The organism is Vibrio sp. LQ2, from assembly GCF_023920125.1.
GTDB classification, from domain to species: Bacteria; Pseudomonadota; Gammaproteobacteria; order Enterobacterales; family Vibrionaceae; genus Vibrio; species Vibrio fluvialis.
Genome location: NZ_CP085308.1, coordinates 3,664,856 through 3,683,231, shown reverse-complemented (window position 1 = coordinate 3,683,231; position 18,376 = coordinate 3,664,856). Strand labels below are relative to the sequence as shown.

The window sequence follows — 18,376 nt, the reverse complement described above, 5'->3', positions numbered from 1 at the left end:
CGCCCAGTCATAAATATTGGAGATCCATAATGAAACCAATCCTACCTGACTACAGCAATGCTGGGGTTTTGATTATTGGCGATGTGATGCTTGATCGTTATTGGTACGGTCCAACGGGTCGCATCTCGCCAGAAGCTCCGGTGCCTGTGGTAAAAGTAGAGCATAACGAAGAGCGTCCGGGCGGTGCAGCGAACGTTGCGATGAACATTGCTTCACTCGGCGGTCAGGCGCATATCATTGGTTTAACAGGGATGGATGAACCCGCTCAGGTACTGGCGGACAAACTGACGTCGCTGAGCGTGAAGTGTGATTTTGTGGCGCTGCCGGATTATCCGACCATTACTAAGCTGCGCGTCCTGAGTCGCGGTCAGCAGCTGATTCGTCTGGATTTTGAAGATAAATTTGAAAACACCGATCCAGCGCAGATCCTGTCTCGCATGGAAAAAGCGTTGCCAGCGGTGAAAGCCGTGATCTTGTCGGATTACGCGAAAGGTGCGCTAGAGCATGTGCAGCAGTTTATTCAGGCTGCGCGCAAGGCTGGCGTTCCGGTATTCATCGACCCTAAAGGTTCCGATTTTGAACGCTATCGTGGCGCAACGCTGCTGACACCAAACATGTCTGAGTTCGAGCAGGTGGTTGGTAAAGTCAAATCGAATGAAGATTTGGTGGAAAAAGGCTTTGGTCTGATTGAACAGTTCGATCTGGACGCCCTGTTGGTGACCCGCAGTGAACACGGTATGACGCTGCTGCGTCGCGGTATGGACCCATTCCATCTGCCAACGCAGGCGAAAGAAGTGTACGACGTAACGGGCGCAGGCGATACCGTGATTTCAGTCTTGGCTGCGTCAGTGTCCGCGGGTAAGCCGTTGGATGAAGCGTGTGCTCTGGCTAACGCGGCAGCCGGTGTTGTGGTCGGTAAACTGGGCACCTCGACCGTGTCGACCATCGAACTGGCGGAAGCGATTCATGGTAGCAGAGACACCGACTTTGGTGTGATTGATGAAGCATCGCTGATTGCAGCGGTGAAAAAAGCGCAGGCTCGCGGCGAGAAAGTGGTGATGACCAACGGTTGTTTCGACATTCTGCATGCCGGCCACGTTTCTTACCTCAATCACGCGGCTGAGCTTGGCGATCGCTTAATCGTCGCGGTGAACACCGATGAGTCCGTTAAGCGTCTCAAAGGTCCGGGTCGTCCGGTGAATCCAACCGATCGCCGTATGGCGGTACTGGCGGGATTGGGCGCCGTTGACTGGGTGGTGCCATTTGCAGAAGACACGCCTCAGCGACTGATCTCTGAAGTCCTGCCTGACCTGCTGGTCAAAGGTGGAGATTACAAACCGGAAGAGATTGCGGGTGGGAAAGAGGTGATTGCGGCGGGTGGCGAAGTTAAAGTCCTCAACTTTGAAGACGGCTGCTCAACCACTGAAATCATCGAAGCCATTAAAGGCGGCCGCGGCTAATCTCGCGGGCTGATAACAAGCTTCCCGATAGAAAAAGGGCTCACAGTGTGAGCCCTTTTTGTCAGAACTGACCGCCACAGCAACGGTGACGAACAGGCACTTTATTACTTGATCGCTTTGAGACCCGCATTGACATCAATGATGTCCTGCTCGCTCAGTGTACCTACTGCCTGACGCAGTTGCAGTACGTTGATGATGTAGCTGTAACGCGCATCAGACAGGTTTTTCTTCACGCTGTACAGAGTACGGGTCGCATCCAGTACGTCAACGATAGTACGGGTGCCCACATCAAAGCCAGCTTCCGTTGCATCCAGCGCTGATTGCGCGGAAATCACAGATTGTTCATAAGCTCGCACCGAACCGATCGACGCATTGATGTTGTTGTTGTACGCACGCACGTTTTTCACCACGCTGCGGTACGAAGCTTCCAGATCCTGGCTGGCTGCAACGTATGCGTATTCCGCTTGTTTGGTTTGGGAAGACACGTTACCACCACTGTATAGCGGAACAGTCAGGTTCAGACCAATGTTGAAATCGTTGTTTTCGTGGTAAGTGTCGTAACTGCTGTAGTTATCGTTGTACTCACGACCGTAGTTGTAACCACCGTCCAGAGTCAGCGAAGGCAGGTGACCAGAGCTTGCCAGCGAAATGTTGTCTTTCGCCACGTCTTGAGAGATACGGGCCGACAACAGTGACAGGTTCTTTTCTTGCGCTTGTTCAATCAGTGCTTCCATCGATTCGGTGGTGCGGCTGGTTGAGAAACGGTTGGTATCCAGAATACTCAGGTTAGTGTGTTCCTGACCTGTAATTTCACGCAGCGACTCGTAGCTGTTGATCAGCGAGTTTTCTGCCAGAACTTCGTCTGCCAGAACAGTATCGTATTGCGCTTGTGCGTCATGGACGTCAGTAATCGCCGACAGGCCCACTTCAAAACGTTGTTTGGTTTGTTCCAACTGACGGCCAACCGCGGCTTTTTCAGCACGAACAAATTCCAGGTTGTCCTGCGCGCTCAGTACATCAAAGTAAGCTTGTGCTACGCGTAGCATCAGGCTTTGCTGAGAGTTGGCGTATTGGGCATCAGCCTGACGAGCTTGCTTCTCAGCGGTATCCAGAGAAACCCAGCTTGAGCGGTCGTACAGTTCTTGCGAGAAGTTGATGCCTGCGCTCAGTTTGTCACTGTCGCGTAGATCGACGTCACTGCGGTTAATGTTGTAACCCGCAGTCAAATTGATTTGAGGCAAAAGAGAGCTACGGCTTGAGTTGATCGCTTCAAACGCTGCGTCACGTTGTGCCGCTGCACTCAGCAGTTGAGGATCGTTCTGTTTTGCTTGGTCGTAAATTTGTGCAAGGTCATCCGCGGAAGCTGTTGTGCTAAGGCCGCCCAGAGTTGCACTAATCAATAAAGGAAGCAGTTTTTTCATTAGTCCTATTCCTGCCTGAATATGAAAGGAGTTACGCTCACGAGAGTGTAACGCAAATTGATGGCATTTCACTCGAAACTTTGCACTTTTTTACACTTAGCTATCCAATTGTGCAATAAAAATTGTGTGACGACTTAAATATAAGTACAACTTTTGTATAAAAAGTTGAGCAATGTCCTTGGAAGTCACAAAAATTCATGAGTAAACTATAAGATTCACTGAGAGAGGTTTCTAATGCAACAGTCTGATCAGCCGCCAGGAGTGTTTACTCCTGAAGATGTAGAAATTGTCTCAACCGAGACACTGTTTCAAGGATTTTTCCGAATGGTGAAGTATCGGTTCAAGCATCGATTATTTCAAGGCGGGTGGAGTCAGACTATTGAACGGGAAATGTTTGAGCGCGGTCATGCCGCAGCGTTGCTGCCTTATGATCCGCAACGTGATCAGGTCGTAATGATAGAACAGATACGCGTTGGTGCGCTGGAACATGCCAATCCCTGGCAGTTAGAAATTGTCGCGGGCATCATTGATCGCGCGGAGAGCGCAGAAGAAGTGGTGCGCCGTGAAGCGGAAGAGGAAGCTGGGATCTCCGTCAACAGAACGGAGAAAATTACCTCTTATTATCCCTCTGCTGGGGGATGTTCTGAAAAACTTGATGTCTATGTGGGAGAAGTGGATGCATCCCTGGCTCACGGCGTTCATGGTTTAGACTATGAAGGTGAAGATATCAAAGTTCACGTAATGAGCCGCCGCGATGCGTATCAGTTAGTGACAGAGGGGCGAATTGAGAATGGAGCCTCAATAATCGCACTACAATGGTTGGAGTTAAACTACGGGCAATTACAATCGCAATGGCAGAAATGACAGCACTAAAAAAGCCGTATCATGTTGATTTACCAGAACTGATGCGGACTTATGAAACGAACTACGCCAAGTTGAACGCTTTGTTGCCTGCGCAACCGAGCGTCGGTGACGTGCGCTGTTATCAAGCGGCACATCTGGCTTATCAGCTGCAAGTGCTGGAAGTCACAAAGTACACAACTTTGGTGGAGATTTGTCAAAGTGACGACATTTCGATATTTCCATTACCAACCATGTCTGTCAGGCTGTACCACGACGCTCGTGTAGCAGAAGTACTGACCACCGATCAGCTTAACCGGGTAAAAGCTCGCTACGACTATCCGAATGAGAAGATGGTGCAAAAGGACGAAAAGGCACAGATCAATCGTTTCTTAGGGGACTGGCTGACATTTTGCCTGAAAAGAGGCATTAGCCGAGCGCCCATTAACATCAATCAATAGCATTAGGTTTATAGATTTTGAACGTGTCGTCCAGTATAGACAATTCCGACAGCATCAAGCTGGTTCAGATTACGGATACGCACCTCTTTGCGCCCGATGACGGTAGCCTGTTGAGTGTTAATACCGCAGACAGCTTTCTCGCGGTGGTAGAGGCTATTCGTGCCCAGCAGTTGGAATTCGACGCCATTTTGGCGACCGGCGATATTTCTCAGGATCATACGGCTGAGTCTTATCACCGTTTTACCCAAGGTATTTTACCGCTCGAGAAAATTTGTTTCTGGCTGCCGGGCAATCACGATTACAAACCCAATATGAGCAGTGTGCTGCCATCAAAACAGATTCATGCACCTGAGCATGTACTGCTTGGCGAGCACTGGCAAATGATCCTGTTGGATTCGCAAGTTGTGGGCGTGCCTCACGGCCGTTTGAGCGATCAGCAATTGACGCTGCTTGAGGAGAAACTGTCCGCGCACCCGGAGCGGTTTACCTTGGTGCTGCTGCACCATCATCCGCTGCTGGTCGGCAGTGCCTGGCTTGATCAGCACACGCTGAAAGACAGCGAGGCATTCTGGACCATCGTTGAGCGCCATCAGAACGTGAAAGCGGTGTTGTGCGGGCATGTCCATCAGGACATGGACCGTTTACACCACGGTGTGCGCGTCATGGCAACACCATCCACGTGTGTCCAGTTCAAACCCAATTCCGATGACTTCGCGCTGGATAAATGTTCTCCAGGCTGGCGTGAGCTTGAGTTGCATGCTGATGGGCGTGTGACGACGGCGGTCAAGCGCTTGGCGAAGGGGCTGTTTCAACCGGACTTTAACTCCAACGGATACTGAATATGTCGGACAAACCATCGTTACTTTTGTACATTCACGGCTTCAACAGCTCCCCTTTGTCGCATAAAGCGCAGGTGATGCAGCAGTATTGCGCGCAGCATCGTCCGGATATAGAGGTTGTCGTGCCAAAGCTGCCTTCATTTCCTCAGCAGGCGGCAGAGCATCTGCTGAATGTCGTCAATCAGTACAAAAACGATTATCAGATAGGTCTGGTCGGTAGCTCATTGGGCGGCTATTTGTCTACCTGGCTCAATCACCAGTTCGGCTTTCGCGCTGTGCTGATTAATCCTGCCGTGAAACCTTACGAGTTGTTGGCTGATTTTTTGGGTGAGCAGCAAAATCCTTATACCCAAGAACGTTACGTATTAACCGCCGAACACATTGATGAACTGAAGGCGTTGGATACGGAGACGCTGCGTGCGCCGCAAGACTTCTGGCTTCTGCAACAAACCGAAGATGAAGTGCTGGATTACCGTCAGGCGGTGGACAAATACCAACACGCCCGTCAAACCGTTGAAGAGGGCGGTGACCACAGTTTTGTCGATTTTGAACGTTATCCGGCGCAAATCATTCAATTCTTAAATCTCTGATCTTTTCATTGAGGGAAGAGTCATAATTTTACTTGTTACTTACTGATGTCGCTTGACATCAGCGAGCCTCTTCCAGACTATGTTTCTCTTGGACTTTCCTCGTTTAATTGGCCGATAAAGCGGCAAAGCGCCTGTCATTTCATCAAAAATCAAGCGTTCATAAACGAGTCGTAAAGTTACGAATCATTTATCGATAAAAGCATTCCGTATTATGACTGAACAATATAATGCTGGAGCCATTGAAGTTCTTAATGGCTTAGAACCAGTGCGTCGCAGACCTGGGATGTATACGGATACCACGCGCCCTAACCACCTTGGGCAGGAAGTCATCGACAACAGTGTCGATGAAGCGCTGGCCGGATACGCCACTAAGGTTCAAGTGATCCTACATGCCGATCAATCGCTGGAAGTGATTGATGACGGTCGTGGTATGCCTGTAGACATTCACCCGGAAGAGAAAGTCTCCGGGGTTGAATTGATCTTATGTAAGCTTCACGCGGGCGGTAAGTTCTCCAATAAGAACTACCAGTTCTCCGGTGGTTTGCACGGGGTAGGGATCTCAGTCGTGAACGCGCTCTCCAAGCGCGTCGAAGTTACAGTGCGTCGTGATGGCCAGGTGTATGACATCGCGTTTGAACACGGCGAAAAAGTCTCAGATTTAACCGTTACCGGCACCTGTGGTCGTCGCAACCGCGGCACCAGCGTCCATTTCTGGCCAGACACCAAGTATTTTGATTCGCCGAATTTCTCCGTTACCCGTTTGGTCAACAACCTGCGCGCGAAAGCCGTACTGTGCCCGGGACTGGAAATTACCTTCACCGATAAGGTGAACAATAACGAATACCGTTGGTTCTACGAAGATGGCCTGAAAGACTATCTGGCTGAAGGCGTCAAAGGGTACACCTTATTGCCGGAAGAACCGTTTACCGGCGAATTTTCTGCCGAAACGGAAGCCGCTACCTGGGCCGTGATCTGGCTGCCGGAAGGCGGCGAACTGATCACCGAAAGCTACGTCAACCTGATCCCGACCGCGCAGGGCGGCACGCATGTCAATGGCTTGCGTCAGGGCCTGTTGGATGCGATGCGTGAGTTCTGTGAATTTCGTAATTTGCTGCCGCGCGGCGTCAAATTGACTGGCGAAGATGTGTTTGACCGTTGTGCTTACGTGCTGTCGGTAAAAATGCAGGATCCGCAATTTGCGGGTCAGACTAAAGAGCGTCTCTCCTCGCGTCAGACCGCGGCGTTTGTTTCCGGTGTCGTGAAAGATGCGTTCAGTCTGTGGCTGAACGAAAAGCCGCAACTGGCCGAGCAACTGGCGGAAGTGTGTATTGCTAACGCCCACCGCCGTATGCGTGCGGCGAAGAAAGTTGTGCGTAAGAAAGTGGCTTCAGGCCCGGCGCTGCCGGGTAAATTGACCGACTGTTCTCAGCAGGATCTCAGCCGCACCGAACTGTTTTTGGTGGAAGGTGACTCGGCGGGCGGCAGTGCCAAACAGGCACGCGATCGTGAGTTTCAGGCCATCATGCCGCTGCGCGGTAAGATTCTGAACACGTGGGAAGTTTCGGCAGATCAGGTACTGGCTTCGCAGGAAGTGCACGATATTTCAGTTGCGCTGGGCATTGACCCGGACAACGACAACCTTGAAGCGCTGCGTTACGGCAAAGTCTGTATCCTTGCCGATGCGGACTCGGATGGTCTGCATATCGCGACACTGCTGTGCGCTCTGTTTACCCGTCATTTCCCGGCGCTGGTGCGCGCGGGACACGTGTATGTGGCGATGCCGCCGCTCTATCGTATCGACTGCGGTAAAGAAGTGTTCTACGCGCTGGATGACAGCGAGAAAGACGCAATTCTTGAACGCCTGAGTAAGAAGAAAGCCAAAGTGAACGTGCAGCGATTTAAAGGTCTGGGTGAAATGAACCCGCTTCAGCTGCGCGAAACCACCATGGATCCGAATACTCGTCGTCTGGTTCAACTGACCATTGACGATGATAAAGCGACCGAAGAGATGATGGATATGCTGCTGGGTAAAAAGCGTGCGGATGACCGCCGCAACTGGCTGCAAAGCAACGGCGATCTGGCTGAGGTGTAATAAATGTCGACTGAAATCACCTACGATGGCGTTGAACAGCTGCCACTGCGCAAGTTTACTGAAGACGCTTATCTGAATTATTCCATGTACGTCATCATGGACCGCGCGTTGCCATACATTGGCGACGGTCTGAAGCCGGTTCAGCGACGTATCATCTATGCAATGTCTGAGCTGGGTCTTTCTGCCTCAGCCAAATACAAAAAATCGGCGCGTACCGTTGGTGACGTGCTGGGTAAATATCACCCGCACGGCGATTCAGCATGTTACGAAGCGATGGTGCTGATGGCGCAGCCGTTCTCTTACCGTTATCCGCTGGTTGACGGTCAGGGCAACTGGGGTGCGCCGGACGATCCGAAATCGTTCGCTGCGATGCGTTATACCGAAGCAAAACTGTCTAAGTTCGCGGAAGTACTGTTGAGCGAACTCGGCCAGGGCACAGTAGACTGGCAACCGAACTTCGATGGCACAATGAAAGAGCCGAAGATGCTGCCAGCACGTCTGCCGCACATTCTGCTCAACGGCGTGACAGGTATCGCGGTCGGTATGGCGACCGACATTCCACCGCACAACGTGCGTGAAGTGGCGGCCGCAACGATTCACCTGATTGACAATCCGCAGGCCAGCCTGCCGGATCTGATGCAATACGTGAAAGGTCCGGATTATCCGACCGAAGCAGAGATCATCTCGCCGCAGATTGAGCTGGAGAAAGTCTACCGTACCGGCCGTGGCAGCGTAAGAATGCGCGCAGTGTGGCACAAAGAAGGTTCGGACATCGTGATCTCGGCGCTGCCGCATCAGGTATCGGGCGCCAAACTGCTGGAGCAGATTGCCAACCAGATGCGCGCGAAGAAACTGCCGATGGTGGAAGATTTGCGTGATGAATCGGATCACGAAAACCCGACTCGTATTGTGATTGTGCCGCGCTCTAACCGTGTCGATTGCGATCTGCTGATGAATCACTTGTTTGCTTCGACCGATCTGGAACGCAGCTACCGCGTCAACCTCAACATGATTGGCCTCGACAACCGCCCGCAGGTGAAAGGTCTGGTCAGTATTCTGAGCGAATGGATTCAGTTCCGCCGTGAGACGGTGCGTTCTCGTCTGCAACACCGTCTGGATAAAGTGCTGGCTCGTCTGCACATTTTGGAAGGTTTGTTGATCGCGTATCTGAACATCGATGAAGTGATCGAAATCATTCGTACCGAAGACGATCCTAAAGCTGTGCTGATGGCACGCTTCGGGATTACTGATATTCAGGCGGATGCGATTCTGGATACCAAACTTCGTCACTTAGCCAAACTGGAAGAGATGAAGATCCGCGGTGAACAGAGCGAGCTGGAAAAAGAGCGTCAGAAGCTGGAAGAGCTGCTGGGTTCTGAGCGTCGCCTGAATACATTGCTGAAAAAAGAGATCAAAGCGGATGCCGAGACCTACGGTGATGATCGTCGTTCGCCGCTGGTTGAACGTGAAGAAGCCAAAGCGCTGACGGAACGTGATCTGATGCCAAGTGAAATGATCACGGTCGTGTTGTCTGAGAAAGGCTGGATTCGCCATGCGAAAGGTCATGAGGTTGATTGTGAAGGATTGAACTACAAAGCGGGTGATAACTATCTGGCGCACGCGTGTGGTAAGAGCAATCAGCAAGCCGTCTTCCTCGGTAGTGATGGCCGCAGTTACTCGTTGGAGTCACACACTCTGCCGTCTGCACGTGGGCAGGGGGAACCGATTACTGGTCGTCTCAACGTGGCGGAAGGCACGTCGATTCGTCAGGTCGTCATGGGCGAAGAAGATCAGCTGTGGCTGGTGGGATCTGATGCCGGTTATGGCTTCGTGTGTAAAGGCACCGATCTGTTGTCGAAAAACCGCAGCGGTAAGGCGCTGGTCAATCTGCCGGACAATGCAGAAGTGATGACGCCACAGGCGGTGAACGATCTGCAAAGCGATGAGATCCTGGCGATTACCAATCAGGGCCGCATGTTGCTGTTCCCGATAAAAGATCTGCCGCAGTTAGGCAAAGGCAAAGGCAACAAGATCATCAATATCCCGGCGGCGAAAGCCAAGTCGCGGGAAGAAGTGGTGTCCCATCTGTTGGCACTACCAAAAGATGTGTCTGTAACGCTGTATGCCGGCAAACGTAAGCTGGGGCTGAAACCATCGGATCTGGATAATTTCCGTGGTGAGCGTGGTCGTCGTGGTGCTCTTTTGCCACGTGGTCTGCAACGTGTGACCCGCATCGAGCTGGAATCGGATGCGCAAGAAAGTTCTGAAGAAGAATAATGTAGTCTGAACAAGCAAAAGCCCCGCAATGCGGGGCTTTTTTATGCCAGTCAGTAATTATCTTCCGACCAACCGTCACTGTCGGACATGTCCGGTGCACCGGGAATGGATTTCTCTTCATCGGCCCATTCACCGAAGTCGATCATCTGACATTTTTTACTGCAGAACGGGCGATGAGGGCTTTGCTCCCCCCATTCCACATCCTGGCCACATTGTGGGCATTTCACCACAGTTGGTTTTTTTGACATGGTCATATCCTGTGCGTCGAGAAAGCACATTGCTTTATGGTTAATTAAAGTTGATTAACTGCAAACGGCGAGATCAAATTCAATATCCTGCGTGCTGGCCTGACCGGAACTGAATTCGATAAATTTGATGGCGAAGCGGTTCTTGTGCCCCGAAATCATCGGGTAGACGCCGTAATCCAACGGAATGGACAGGCGCAGAATGTTCGCCTCTTCCGCATCGCTCTGATAAAAACCTGACTTGGCTTCACGGGCGCGAAAGTTACCAGTTTCCCGTGTCAGTTTCAGCCACAGTTTCAGCGCGTCGGCTAACGGTTGCAAGGTATCCATCCACTGGCGGGCATCCTGGATTTTTTGTTCCAAGGCCAGATGCAACCAATAGTGCAGTGCCGGCAAATCAAAACAGCAAGAGCCACCGGGCAGATTGAAGCGCTGGCGAATCGCACTCAGGAAACGGTCTTCTTTGAGAGACTGGCCAAATCGCTCACCACCCATCAGGTTGCGGTGAATGTCGTCAATTTCTCTCAGCAGGCCCAACAACATCTCTTGATCCACCCCTTCGACGTTGAGCCAGTTGCGGTAAGCCAGACGTTGTTTTTCGATATCTTTGGCGAGTTCGCTTTTGAGTTGGATCTGCTCAAAAATTTCCAGCAGATCGAACAGAGAACGGAAGAATAGCTGATGCTGAATATCGTCACGAAACTGCGACGCTTGCTCCATCTGATTGAGCAGCGCTTCGACACGAAGGTAAATACGCGTTTTTTCGTTGAGCGGATGTTCAAACTTATGTGTGGTCATCAAACTAGCCTTGGGTTATTTGGGACTTATTCTCACAGATTTGTACGGCTCATGGCTAGATACTTTTGGTGCAATTCTGTGATTTGAGGCAAAAGTTTCTGGTTTTCTGCATCATTTTTAATCACATCGTCGGCGATGGCTAATCGTTGTTCACGGCTGGCCTGCGACGCGAGAATCGCCTTCACCTGCTGCTCGGAGACATTGTCGCGCGCCAGAGTGCGTTGGATCTGCGTGGTTTCATCGACATCGACCACCAAAATGCGGTCCGCCATAGACTGTAACTGGTTTTCCACTAACAGTGGCACCACTAGTAACGCATAAGGAGAGCGTACTTGTTGTAAATCTTGTGTCATTTTTTGGCGAATCAATGGATGCAACAAATGATTGAGCCAGGATTTTTCTTCGACATCGGCAAAAATACGCTCGCGCAGCGCTGCACGGTCGAGGCGACCATCGGCCTGTAAGATGTCATCGCCAAAATGCTCGGCAATCGCGTTCAGTCCCGGAGTGCCGACGTCCACCACTTCACGAGCCACTACATCGGCATCGACGATATCAATGGCGAAATGTTGCTGAAACAGATTCGCGACGGTGGTTTTTCCGCTGGCGATGCCACCTGTTAAGCCAATGATGAGTGCCATAATCAGAATCCTAATACCGAATGAAAATACCAACCCGCAATGTCATGACCAAACAACAGAGACAGCCAGCCTGCAATCGCCAGATAAGGCCCGAAGGGAAATGCTTTATCAATGCCGCGCTTTTGCAGACGCAGTTGAATGAGGCCGAACACCAGTCCAACCAGAGATGACATCAGAATGATGATCGGTAGTTGCTGCCATCCCAGCCAAGCACCGAGAGCCGCTAACAGCTTAAAGTCGCCATAGCCCATGCCTTCTTTGCCTGTCAGTAGCTTAAACAGCCAGTACACCGACCATAACGACAGATAACCCGCTATCGCACCAATCACCGCATCTTGTAGCGAAATCGGGCTGATGCCCGCCAACGCCAGCGCAATACCAGCCCAGAGTAGGGGCAGAGTAAGCTGATCCGGCAGCAGCATCGTATCGAAATCAATGAAGGTTGCCGCAATCAGCGTATAGGTAAAGAACAGCATGGCAACGGCAAACCAGCTAAAACCAAATTGCAGCGCAATCAAGAGGCTGCATGAAGCCGTCAGCAGTTCAATCAGTGGATAACGCGCGCTGATAGGGCCGTGACAATTCGAGCATTTACCACGCAGCAACAGCCAGCTCAGTACCGGAATGTTGTCGATAACCCGGATCGGCGTATCGCAATGCGGGCAGGTGGAACGTGGCGTGCTCAGCGTTAAAATGCCCTGAGGCGGCTCAATATGATACTCGGGAAAGGATTCCGCACACTCCTGACGCCACTCACGCTCCATGATTTTCGGCAGGCGATAAATCACCACATTGAGGAAACTGCCGATAATTAACCCCAGCACTGTCGCCAGCGTAGGAAACAGCCAGGGGTAAAAATTAAAAATGTCCATTTTATGTGCTCGCGGCGCGTCGCCATCATGTTGGTCTTAATGAGGGTCATACTAACCTAATACACTCATTAAGTTAAAGATTGGCAGGTACATCGCCACCACCAATCCACCGACCACAATGCCCAAAAATACGATAATCAGCGGTTCAAGAATTTTGCCCAGATTGTCGACGGTGTTGTCGACTTCAAACTCATAGATGGTAGCGACTTTATTGAGCATGTCGTCGAGCTTGCCGGACTCCTCGCCGATCATCACCATTTGCAACACCATTTCCGGAAAGGCTTGTGTGTTGCGCATTGCAATATACATCGGCATCCCTGCCGCCGTATGGCGGTGAACATCCTGAATGGCGGTTTCAAAATGCACGTTACCTGCCGTTTTAGCGGTGGTTTTGAGGCTGGCGAGTATCGGAATTCCCGCACTGAAGCTGGTCGCCAGAGTGCGGCTGAATTTGGCAATTGCGGCTTTGGCAAGCACACCGCCAATGATGGGAAAACGCAGGCTGAGCTGGCTGGTTTTAAGACGGACCACGAAGGATTTTTTCCGCGCCGCTTTGATGCCAAACACCAAGCCCAATGACGCGATGAACGCCCCCGCACTGTAGGCTTGTACCCCATGCGATAACTTGAGGATCTGCTGAGTAAACCAAGGCAGTTCAGCCCCAAAACCCTTGAACATACTTTCGAACTCTGGAATGACCATCATCAGCATCAAATAGGAGACGCCGAGTGCCACCAGAATGACCATGCTGGGATAGATCAGCGCTTTGATTACTTTCGCGCGCAGTTGCTCGCTTTTTTCCCGATAGGTGGCAAGGCGTTCAAAGACTTCGGCAAGATTGCCGGACTGCTCGCCAGTCTGAATTAAGTCGACGTACAACGCGTCAAAGTGAGTGCTGGCAGTGCGCATCGCTTTGGAAATCGGCGTACCGGCTTCGACGCCTTTGGTAATTTGCGCCAGAATCGATTTCATCTCGGCTTTACGATGATTATCGCCGACCAATTTAAGTGCCTGCACAATTGGCACTCCGGTGGTCAGCATGGTGGCAAGCTGGCGGGTTAGGATGGTGATGTCTTTAGTTTTGACCCGATTGGTGAGACGAGTCAGAACCGACACGCTGCCTTTTTTGATCTTCTTAACCTGAATGTGCTGTTCTTTCAGTTTGTCGCGGACTTCTATTTCACTGATAGCCAGTGTCTGTCCCGCGACTTTCTTGCCAGTGCTGTTGACGCCTTTCCAGCGATAGTTTTTTAACTCAGGGCCTTTGGTCGGTTTCATGATGGAAGAGTCTCAGAATAAGGTCTTAACCAGAATTAGAAATAGAGAACACGCTGCAACTCACTGAAACTGGTGATCCCGGCGCGAAGTTTTTCGATCCCCGATTGCAACAGCGTTTGCATGCCATGTTGCTGGGCAATGGATTCGATCTGATGGATGCTGGCTCGTTGCATAATCGCTTCAGCCAGCGCGGAGTTAAATGCCATCACTTCATAAATCCCCACCCGCCCGCTGTAACCGTTGGTGCACTCGTTGCAGCCTGATGGGTTGGCGGCATAGATAGGCTGCTGAGAACTCAAGTGAAATTGTTGCTGCAGTGTCGGAGAGGGCGATGTGGCGACTTTGCAGTGAGGGCAAAGGCGTCGGGCAAGTCGTTGAGCGATGATGAGGCTCAGCGATGAAGCGAGGTTAAACGGTTCAATGCCCATGTTCGCCAGCCGAATCACGCTTTCGGCGGCGGAGTTGGTGTGCAGTGTGGATAGCACCAAGTGGCCGGTTTGGGCGGCTTTGACGGCAATCTCTGCCGTTTCCAAATCGCGGATTTCGCCCACCATCACCACATCGGGATCCTGACGCAGAAAGGAGCGCAGAGCCTGCGCAAAGCCAAAACCAATTTTGGGCTGCACCTGAACTTGGTTAATGCCGGGCAGGTTAATTTCCACCGGGTCTTCGGCGGTAGAAATATTCACTTCGTCGGTGTTGAGAATGCGAAGGCCGGTATAGAGTGAGACTGTCTTACCGCTGCCTGTCGGGCCAGTCATCAGAATCATGCCTTGCGGCTTGGTGAGGGCCGCCAGATAAAGCTGCTTTTGCGCATCGTTATAACCCAACTTGTCGATATCGAGGCTGGACGCACTGCTGTCGAGCAGACGCAGGACGATTTTCTCCCCCCACAAGGTTGGCAGAGTGGAGACCCGCATATCAATGGCCGTGTCCGCATTGAGGCGTAATTTGATGCGGCCGTCTTGCGGTAAACGTCGCTCAGCGATATCGAGTTTCGACAAAATCTTAATCCGCGCAGCCAGTCGGCGGCTTAAATGGCTGGCTGGTTGCTGGATTTCCACCAAAATACCGTCGCAGCGCAAGCGAATGCGATAAAAGGATTCATAGGGTTCAAAGTGGATATCAGAAGCGCCTTTACGCACCGCATCCAGCAGGATCTGGTTGATGAAACGACTGACCGGGGAGTCATCCTGACTCAGATCTTCGATTGATGTTTTTTCGTCATCGGAAACCTGCACCAGACTGGCCAGTTCGTCCTGGCTGATCTCCTTGCCCTGCGTGCCATGTGACGTGATGGCTCGGCCATACAAGCGGCGAATAGCGGCTTGCAGTGCTTTATGATCAGCCAATACCAGTTCTACTTGTAACCCGGTCGCAAAACGAAACTCGTCTTCAACTTGTAGGTGAGTAGGATCGGATACCGCAAGAGTCAGTACCTGACCGTTGCTGTTGAGGGGCAGAGCCTGATAACGGGTGATGAGCTCTCGCAGCCCCAACTGCTGGCAAAGCGGCGCGAAGTCAAAACGGGTCAGATCCGTATTCGGCAGACCAAAGATCTGGCTTAGATGCTCGGTCAGTTCATGGTGATGGAAGATCGCCAAATCGATCAACGCTTCCGGAACATTGGTTCCGGAAGCGTGAATATGATCCATTACGGCCTGTTCCTGCGTAGGGCTAAGCAAATCGGCCTGACGCAGAATGGCGAGTAGGTTGGTGAGCATTGTAAAGAATTAACAACCTTTCGGTGCTGCTGCGCTCACGGCTGCTGGGCCGGTGTACGCACATGACCAGCCACCAGTTGTTCTTGTGTATACGAACTTCGCGCCCTTTGCTGAACCATCAGTGTGAGAAAAGGTGATTTCATTGTCTGCTGAGATACTTAGTGTGCCTAAGCTATTAGCGGCAGAGGAAACACCCAGCGATGTGATGGTACTTACTCCACTACTAATCTTTCCATTTTCTTGGACATATAACTCTGCTGGTGTTAGCACGGATTTAATTGTGGCAAAGCCAGAAGCTAACTCACTCTTGGTTACGTAATCCTTATAAGCGGGTACGGCAATCGCCGACAGAACTCCGATGATGGCGACCACGATCATCAGTTCGATCAGGGTAAAGCCCCGCTGTTGTTTGCGTTGATTCGCGTTCATGACACTCTCCGTTATGCGTGTGTTTGTATGATGAGCAGAGCATAAGAAGTTGTTGATATTAGGAGAATTGGGGGAATGAGAGGGCGCGAGGCATTCGGGATTTTTATGCTTGGATTTACATCCATCGGGCAAAATATTTCGACTCAGTTAAAAGCGTTGCGGTGATATGAGGTACGGCAGGCATAAAAAAAGGAGGCGAGGCCTCCTTTTAATACATTGAAAATTCTATTTTTATTTGAAGCGCATCGATAAATCCATGGCGCGCACATGTTTGGTCAGTGCGCCGACAGAGATGTAATCAACACCCGTTTCGGCGTATTCACGCAGTGTTTCCATCGTGACGTTGCCGGAATTTTCCAGCGCTGCACGACCTGCGTTGATCGCTACCGCTTCGCGCATCATGTCCAGCGTAAAATTGTCGAGCATAATGATGTCGGCACCGGCTTCAATCGCCAGACGCAGTTCGTCCAGATTCTCGGTTTCGACTTCAACGGGTTTGCCCGGGTTGAGTTTCTTCGCGGTGCTGATCGCTTGTGTAATGCCGCCACAAGCGATGATGTGATTCTCTTTGATCAGGTAAGCGTCAAACACACCAATACGATGGTTAAAACCACCGCCGCAGGCAACGGCATATTTCAGCGCGCTGCGCAGGCCCGGAATGGTTTTGCGAGTGTCGAGCAGACGACAACCGGTGCCTTCCAGCGCTTTTACGTATTGCGCTGTGGTCGTCGCGCAACCAGACAAGGTTTGAATAAAGTTCATCGCGTTGCGCTCGCCCGTGAGCAGAATGCGCGCCGGACCGCTCAGCGTACACAACGTTTGGTTTGGCTCAACGGTATCACCGTCTTTGACCAACCACTCAATGGTCACTTCGCCGCCCAGTTGCGTGAATACTTCGTCAGCCCAGGCTTGACCACAAAACACACCGTGCTCACGGGTAATGATGGTGGCGCGTCCTTGCACGTCGGCTGGGATCAGACTTGCGGTGATATCGGCTGCGGGATCGAGCGTGCCGCCTAAATCTTCTTTAAGCGTGTCGGTGACCGAGCGGGTGATTTCCAGTGGCAGTTGCTGTTTCAGATATTCGAGGCGTTCTTGACTGTTGTGGGACTCTTTCATCGCAAATCGTTAATATAAGTTGAACTGGGGGAGGGATAATACGCTGAGTGCGGTTGAAATTCAGCCCTTGATCTCGCATTTCATAGCAAGAAAGTTAAAATCAGCCATAGGCTAATGTCGGGGTTTACCCATCAATCAAATGGATAGTGTTTATGATCGATAATCAGGGCTGGTATCAATTTGCCCGTCGCGTACCATCGCCATTCTGCGATCAGCGCAGCGACGAACAGGATATCTCTTTGCTGGTGGTGCACAACATCAGTTTGCCGCCAGGGCAGTTTGGTGGGCCATATATCGAACAGTTTTTTACTGGCCAGCTTGATCCGAATCAGCATCCATTTTTCCGTGTGATACACACCATGGGTGTGTCGGCGCACTGTCTGATTCGCCGGGATGGAGAGGTGGTGCAGTTTGTGCCATTTTCGGCCAGAGCCTGGCATGCCGGGCAATCGTCGTTTGCCGGGCGCGCGCGATGCAACGATTATTCGATTGGCATTGAGTTGGAAGGGACCGATTTTGTCGCCTATACCGAAGCGCAATATCAGGCATTGGCAGCACTCAGCGACGCGTTGATGACGCACTATCCGGCGATTACGTTGCCGCGTATTACCGGGCATCAGTACATTGCCCCGATGCGTAAAACCGACCCGGGGCTGGTGTTTGACTGGCAGAAATACCGCGCGTTATTAAAGCGGTCTGATTGATGTGTCAGATGGCGTCGTGGTATTCGACTAGAACTTGCTCAATCCAGGTGGCGATGCGCTCATCACTCAGTTCGTATTGCGAGTCTTCATCCAGAGCAAGGCCGACAAACTGGGTCCCATCTTCGGTCAGCGCTTTTGAGGCTTCAAACTGGTAGCTGTCATCTTTTGGCCAGTAGCCGATCAGGTTCGCTCCCGTCTTCTTGATCTCGTCGTGGAGCATCCCCATCGCATCGAGGAACCATTCGCCATAGCCTTCTTGATCGCCTAAGCCGTATAACGCGACGTACTTGCCTTTTAGCGACACGCCACCGATGTGATCCCATATTGCGCTCCAGTCTTCTTGGATTTCGCCGAAATCCCATGTGGAGATTCCCAGTATTAACAGATCATAGTCGCTCATAAAACTGAGCGGCGTTTCTTTCACATTGTGAATGTCGAGCAGATCATCACCGAGGATGGCACGCATTTTTTCCGCCGCCATTTCGGTGTAACAGGTTGTTGAGCCGTAAAAAAGACCGATCTTCATAGTTTCATGTTCGTTTTTTATCTGGAATGGTGAATTCTAACCATAAAATAACCCAGAGTG

At 51.4% G+C, this 18,376-nt stretch carries 18 protein-coding genes; 8 read left to right on the top strand and 10 right to left on the bottom strand.

The features are described from left to right. The first annotated feature begins 29 nt into the window (after positions 1–29). Complete coding sequence (gene hldE / locus LGV68_RS17140; RefSeq protein ID WP_047459109.1) at positions 30–1,460, top strand: bifunctional D-glycero-beta-D-manno-heptose-7-phosphate kinase/D-glycero-beta-D-manno-heptose 1-phosphate adenylyltransferase HldE; 1,431 nt, start codon at positions 30–32, stop codon at positions 1,458–1,460. A 104-nt stretch (positions 1,461–1,564) separates the two neighbouring features. Here hldE and tolC read toward each other — a convergent pair whose 3' ends face one another. Then, positions 1,565–2,881 (bottom strand): outer membrane channel protein TolC, encoded by a 1,317-nt coding sequence (tolC, locus tag LGV68_RS17135; RefSeq protein ID WP_020332188.1) that lies wholly within the window; start codon positions 2,879–2,881, stop codon positions 1,565–1,567. Positions 2,882–3,115: 234 nt separating this feature from the next. Here tolC and nudF point away from each other — a divergent pair, with 234 nt between their 5' ends. The 6 genes from nudF to parC all read left to right on the top strand — a co-directional run bounded on the left by nudF (position 3,116) and on the right by parC (position 9,980). After that, positions 3,116–3,745 carry an ADP-ribose diphosphatase gene (gene nudF, locus LGV68_RS17130; RefSeq protein WP_252535714.1) on the top strand — a complete coding sequence of 210 codons (630 nt, stop codon included), beginning with the start codon at positions 3,116–3,118 and terminating at the stop codon, positions 3,743–3,745. Then, positions 3,733–4,182, top strand: a complete 450-nt coding sequence (locus LGV68_RS17125; protein WP_024374517.1) for a DUF1249 family protein — start codon at positions 3,733–3,735, stop codon at positions 4,180–4,182. The genes nudF and LGV68_RS17125 overlap by 13 nt, the downstream gene beginning before the upstream one ends. 17 nt (positions 4,183–4,199) lie before the next feature. Further along, positions 4,200–5,021 (top strand): 3',5'-cyclic-AMP phosphodiesterase, encoded by an 822-nt coding sequence (gene cpdA, locus LGV68_RS17120; RefSeq protein ID WP_020432345.1) that lies wholly within the window; start codon positions 4,200–4,202, stop codon positions 5,019–5,021. A gap of 2 nt (positions 5,022–5,023) precedes the next feature. Further along, entirely contained in the window at positions 5,024–5,611 is a 588-nt protein-coding gene (gene yqiA / locus LGV68_RS17115; protein WP_020332192.1) for an esterase YqiA, read from the top strand. A 211-nt stretch (positions 5,612–5,822) separates the two neighbouring features. After that, the gene (gene parE, locus LGV68_RS17110; RefSeq protein WP_020332193.1) at positions 5,823–7,703 is read left to right on the top strand and encodes a DNA topoisomerase IV subunit B; all 1,881 of its coding nucleotides are present in this window, start codon (positions 5,823–5,825) and stop codon (positions 7,701–7,703) included. 3 nt (positions 7,704–7,706) lie between these two features. Then, positions 7,707–9,980, top strand: coding sequence for a DNA topoisomerase IV subunit A (parC, locus tag LGV68_RS17105; RefSeq protein ID WP_020332194.1), 2,274 nt, complete (start codon positions 7,707–7,709; stop codon positions 9,978–9,980). A gap of 50 nt (positions 9,981–10,030) precedes the next feature. Here parC and yacG read toward each other — a convergent pair whose 3' ends face one another. The 8 genes from yacG to nadC all read right to left on the bottom strand — a co-directional run bounded on the left by yacG (position 10,031) and on the right by nadC (position 17,086). Then, positions 10,031–10,228: a DNA gyrase inhibitor YacG gene (yacG, locus tag LGV68_RS17100; RefSeq protein ID WP_020332195.1), complete on the bottom strand. Its 198-nt coding sequence runs from the start codon at positions 10,226–10,228 to the stop codon at positions 10,031–10,033. A 54-nt stretch (positions 10,229–10,282) separates the two neighbouring features. Next, positions 10,283–11,023 carry a cell division protein ZapD gene (gene zapD / locus LGV68_RS17095; protein ID WP_020332196.1) on the bottom strand — a complete coding sequence of 247 codons (741 nt, stop codon included), beginning with the start codon at positions 11,021–11,023 and terminating at the stop codon, positions 10,283–10,285. Between the two features lie 32 nt (positions 11,024–11,055). Continuing rightward, positions 11,056–11,664, bottom strand: a complete 609-nt coding sequence (gene coaE, locus LGV68_RS17090; RefSeq protein ID WP_020332197.1) for a dephospho-CoA kinase — start codon at positions 11,662–11,664, stop codon at positions 11,056–11,058. Positions 11,665–11,666: 2 nt separating this feature from the next. Continuing rightward, positions 11,667–12,536, bottom strand: a complete 870-nt coding sequence (locus LGV68_RS17085) for an A24 family peptidase (protein ID WP_020332198.1) — start codon at positions 12,534–12,536, stop codon at positions 11,667–11,669. 51 nt (positions 12,537–12,587) lie between these two features. Then, on the bottom strand, positions 12,588–13,814 hold the full coding sequence (locus LGV68_RS17080; RefSeq protein ID WP_222761183.1) for a type II secretion system F family protein: 1,227 nt from the start codon (positions 13,812–13,814) through the stop codon (positions 12,588–12,590). Positions 13,815–13,849: 35 nt separating this feature from the next. After that, complete coding sequence (gene pilB / locus LGV68_RS17075) at positions 13,850–15,538, bottom strand: type IV-A pilus assembly ATPase PilB (protein WP_252535713.1); 1,689 nt, start codon at positions 15,536–15,538, stop codon at positions 13,850–13,852. 9 nt (positions 15,539–15,547) lie between these two features. After that, positions 15,548–15,967, bottom strand: a complete 420-nt coding sequence (locus tag LGV68_RS17070) for a pilin (protein WP_252535711.1) — start codon at positions 15,965–15,967, stop codon at positions 15,548–15,550. Positions 15,968–16,198: 231 nt separating this feature from the next. Then, positions 16,199–17,086, bottom strand: coding sequence for a carboxylating nicotinate-nucleotide diphosphorylase (nadC, locus tag LGV68_RS17065; protein WP_061056143.1), 888 nt, complete (start codon positions 17,084–17,086; stop codon positions 16,199–16,201). A 152-nt stretch (positions 17,087–17,238) separates the two neighbouring features. Here nadC and ampD point away from each other — a divergent pair, with 152 nt between their 5' ends. Beyond that, positions 17,239–17,790: a 1,6-anhydro-N-acetylmuramyl-L-alanine amidase AmpD gene (ampD, locus tag LGV68_RS17060; protein WP_202639829.1), complete on the top strand. Its 552-nt coding sequence runs from the start codon at positions 17,239–17,241 to the stop codon at positions 17,788–17,790. A gap of 4 nt (positions 17,791–17,794) precedes the next feature. Here ampD and fldB read toward each other — a convergent pair whose 3' ends face one another. Continuing rightward, positions 17,795–18,316, bottom strand: coding sequence for a flavodoxin FldB (fldB, locus tag LGV68_RS17055; protein WP_020430452.1), 522 nt, complete (start codon positions 18,314–18,316; stop codon positions 17,795–17,797). Positions 18,317–18,376 lie beyond the last annotated feature (60 nt).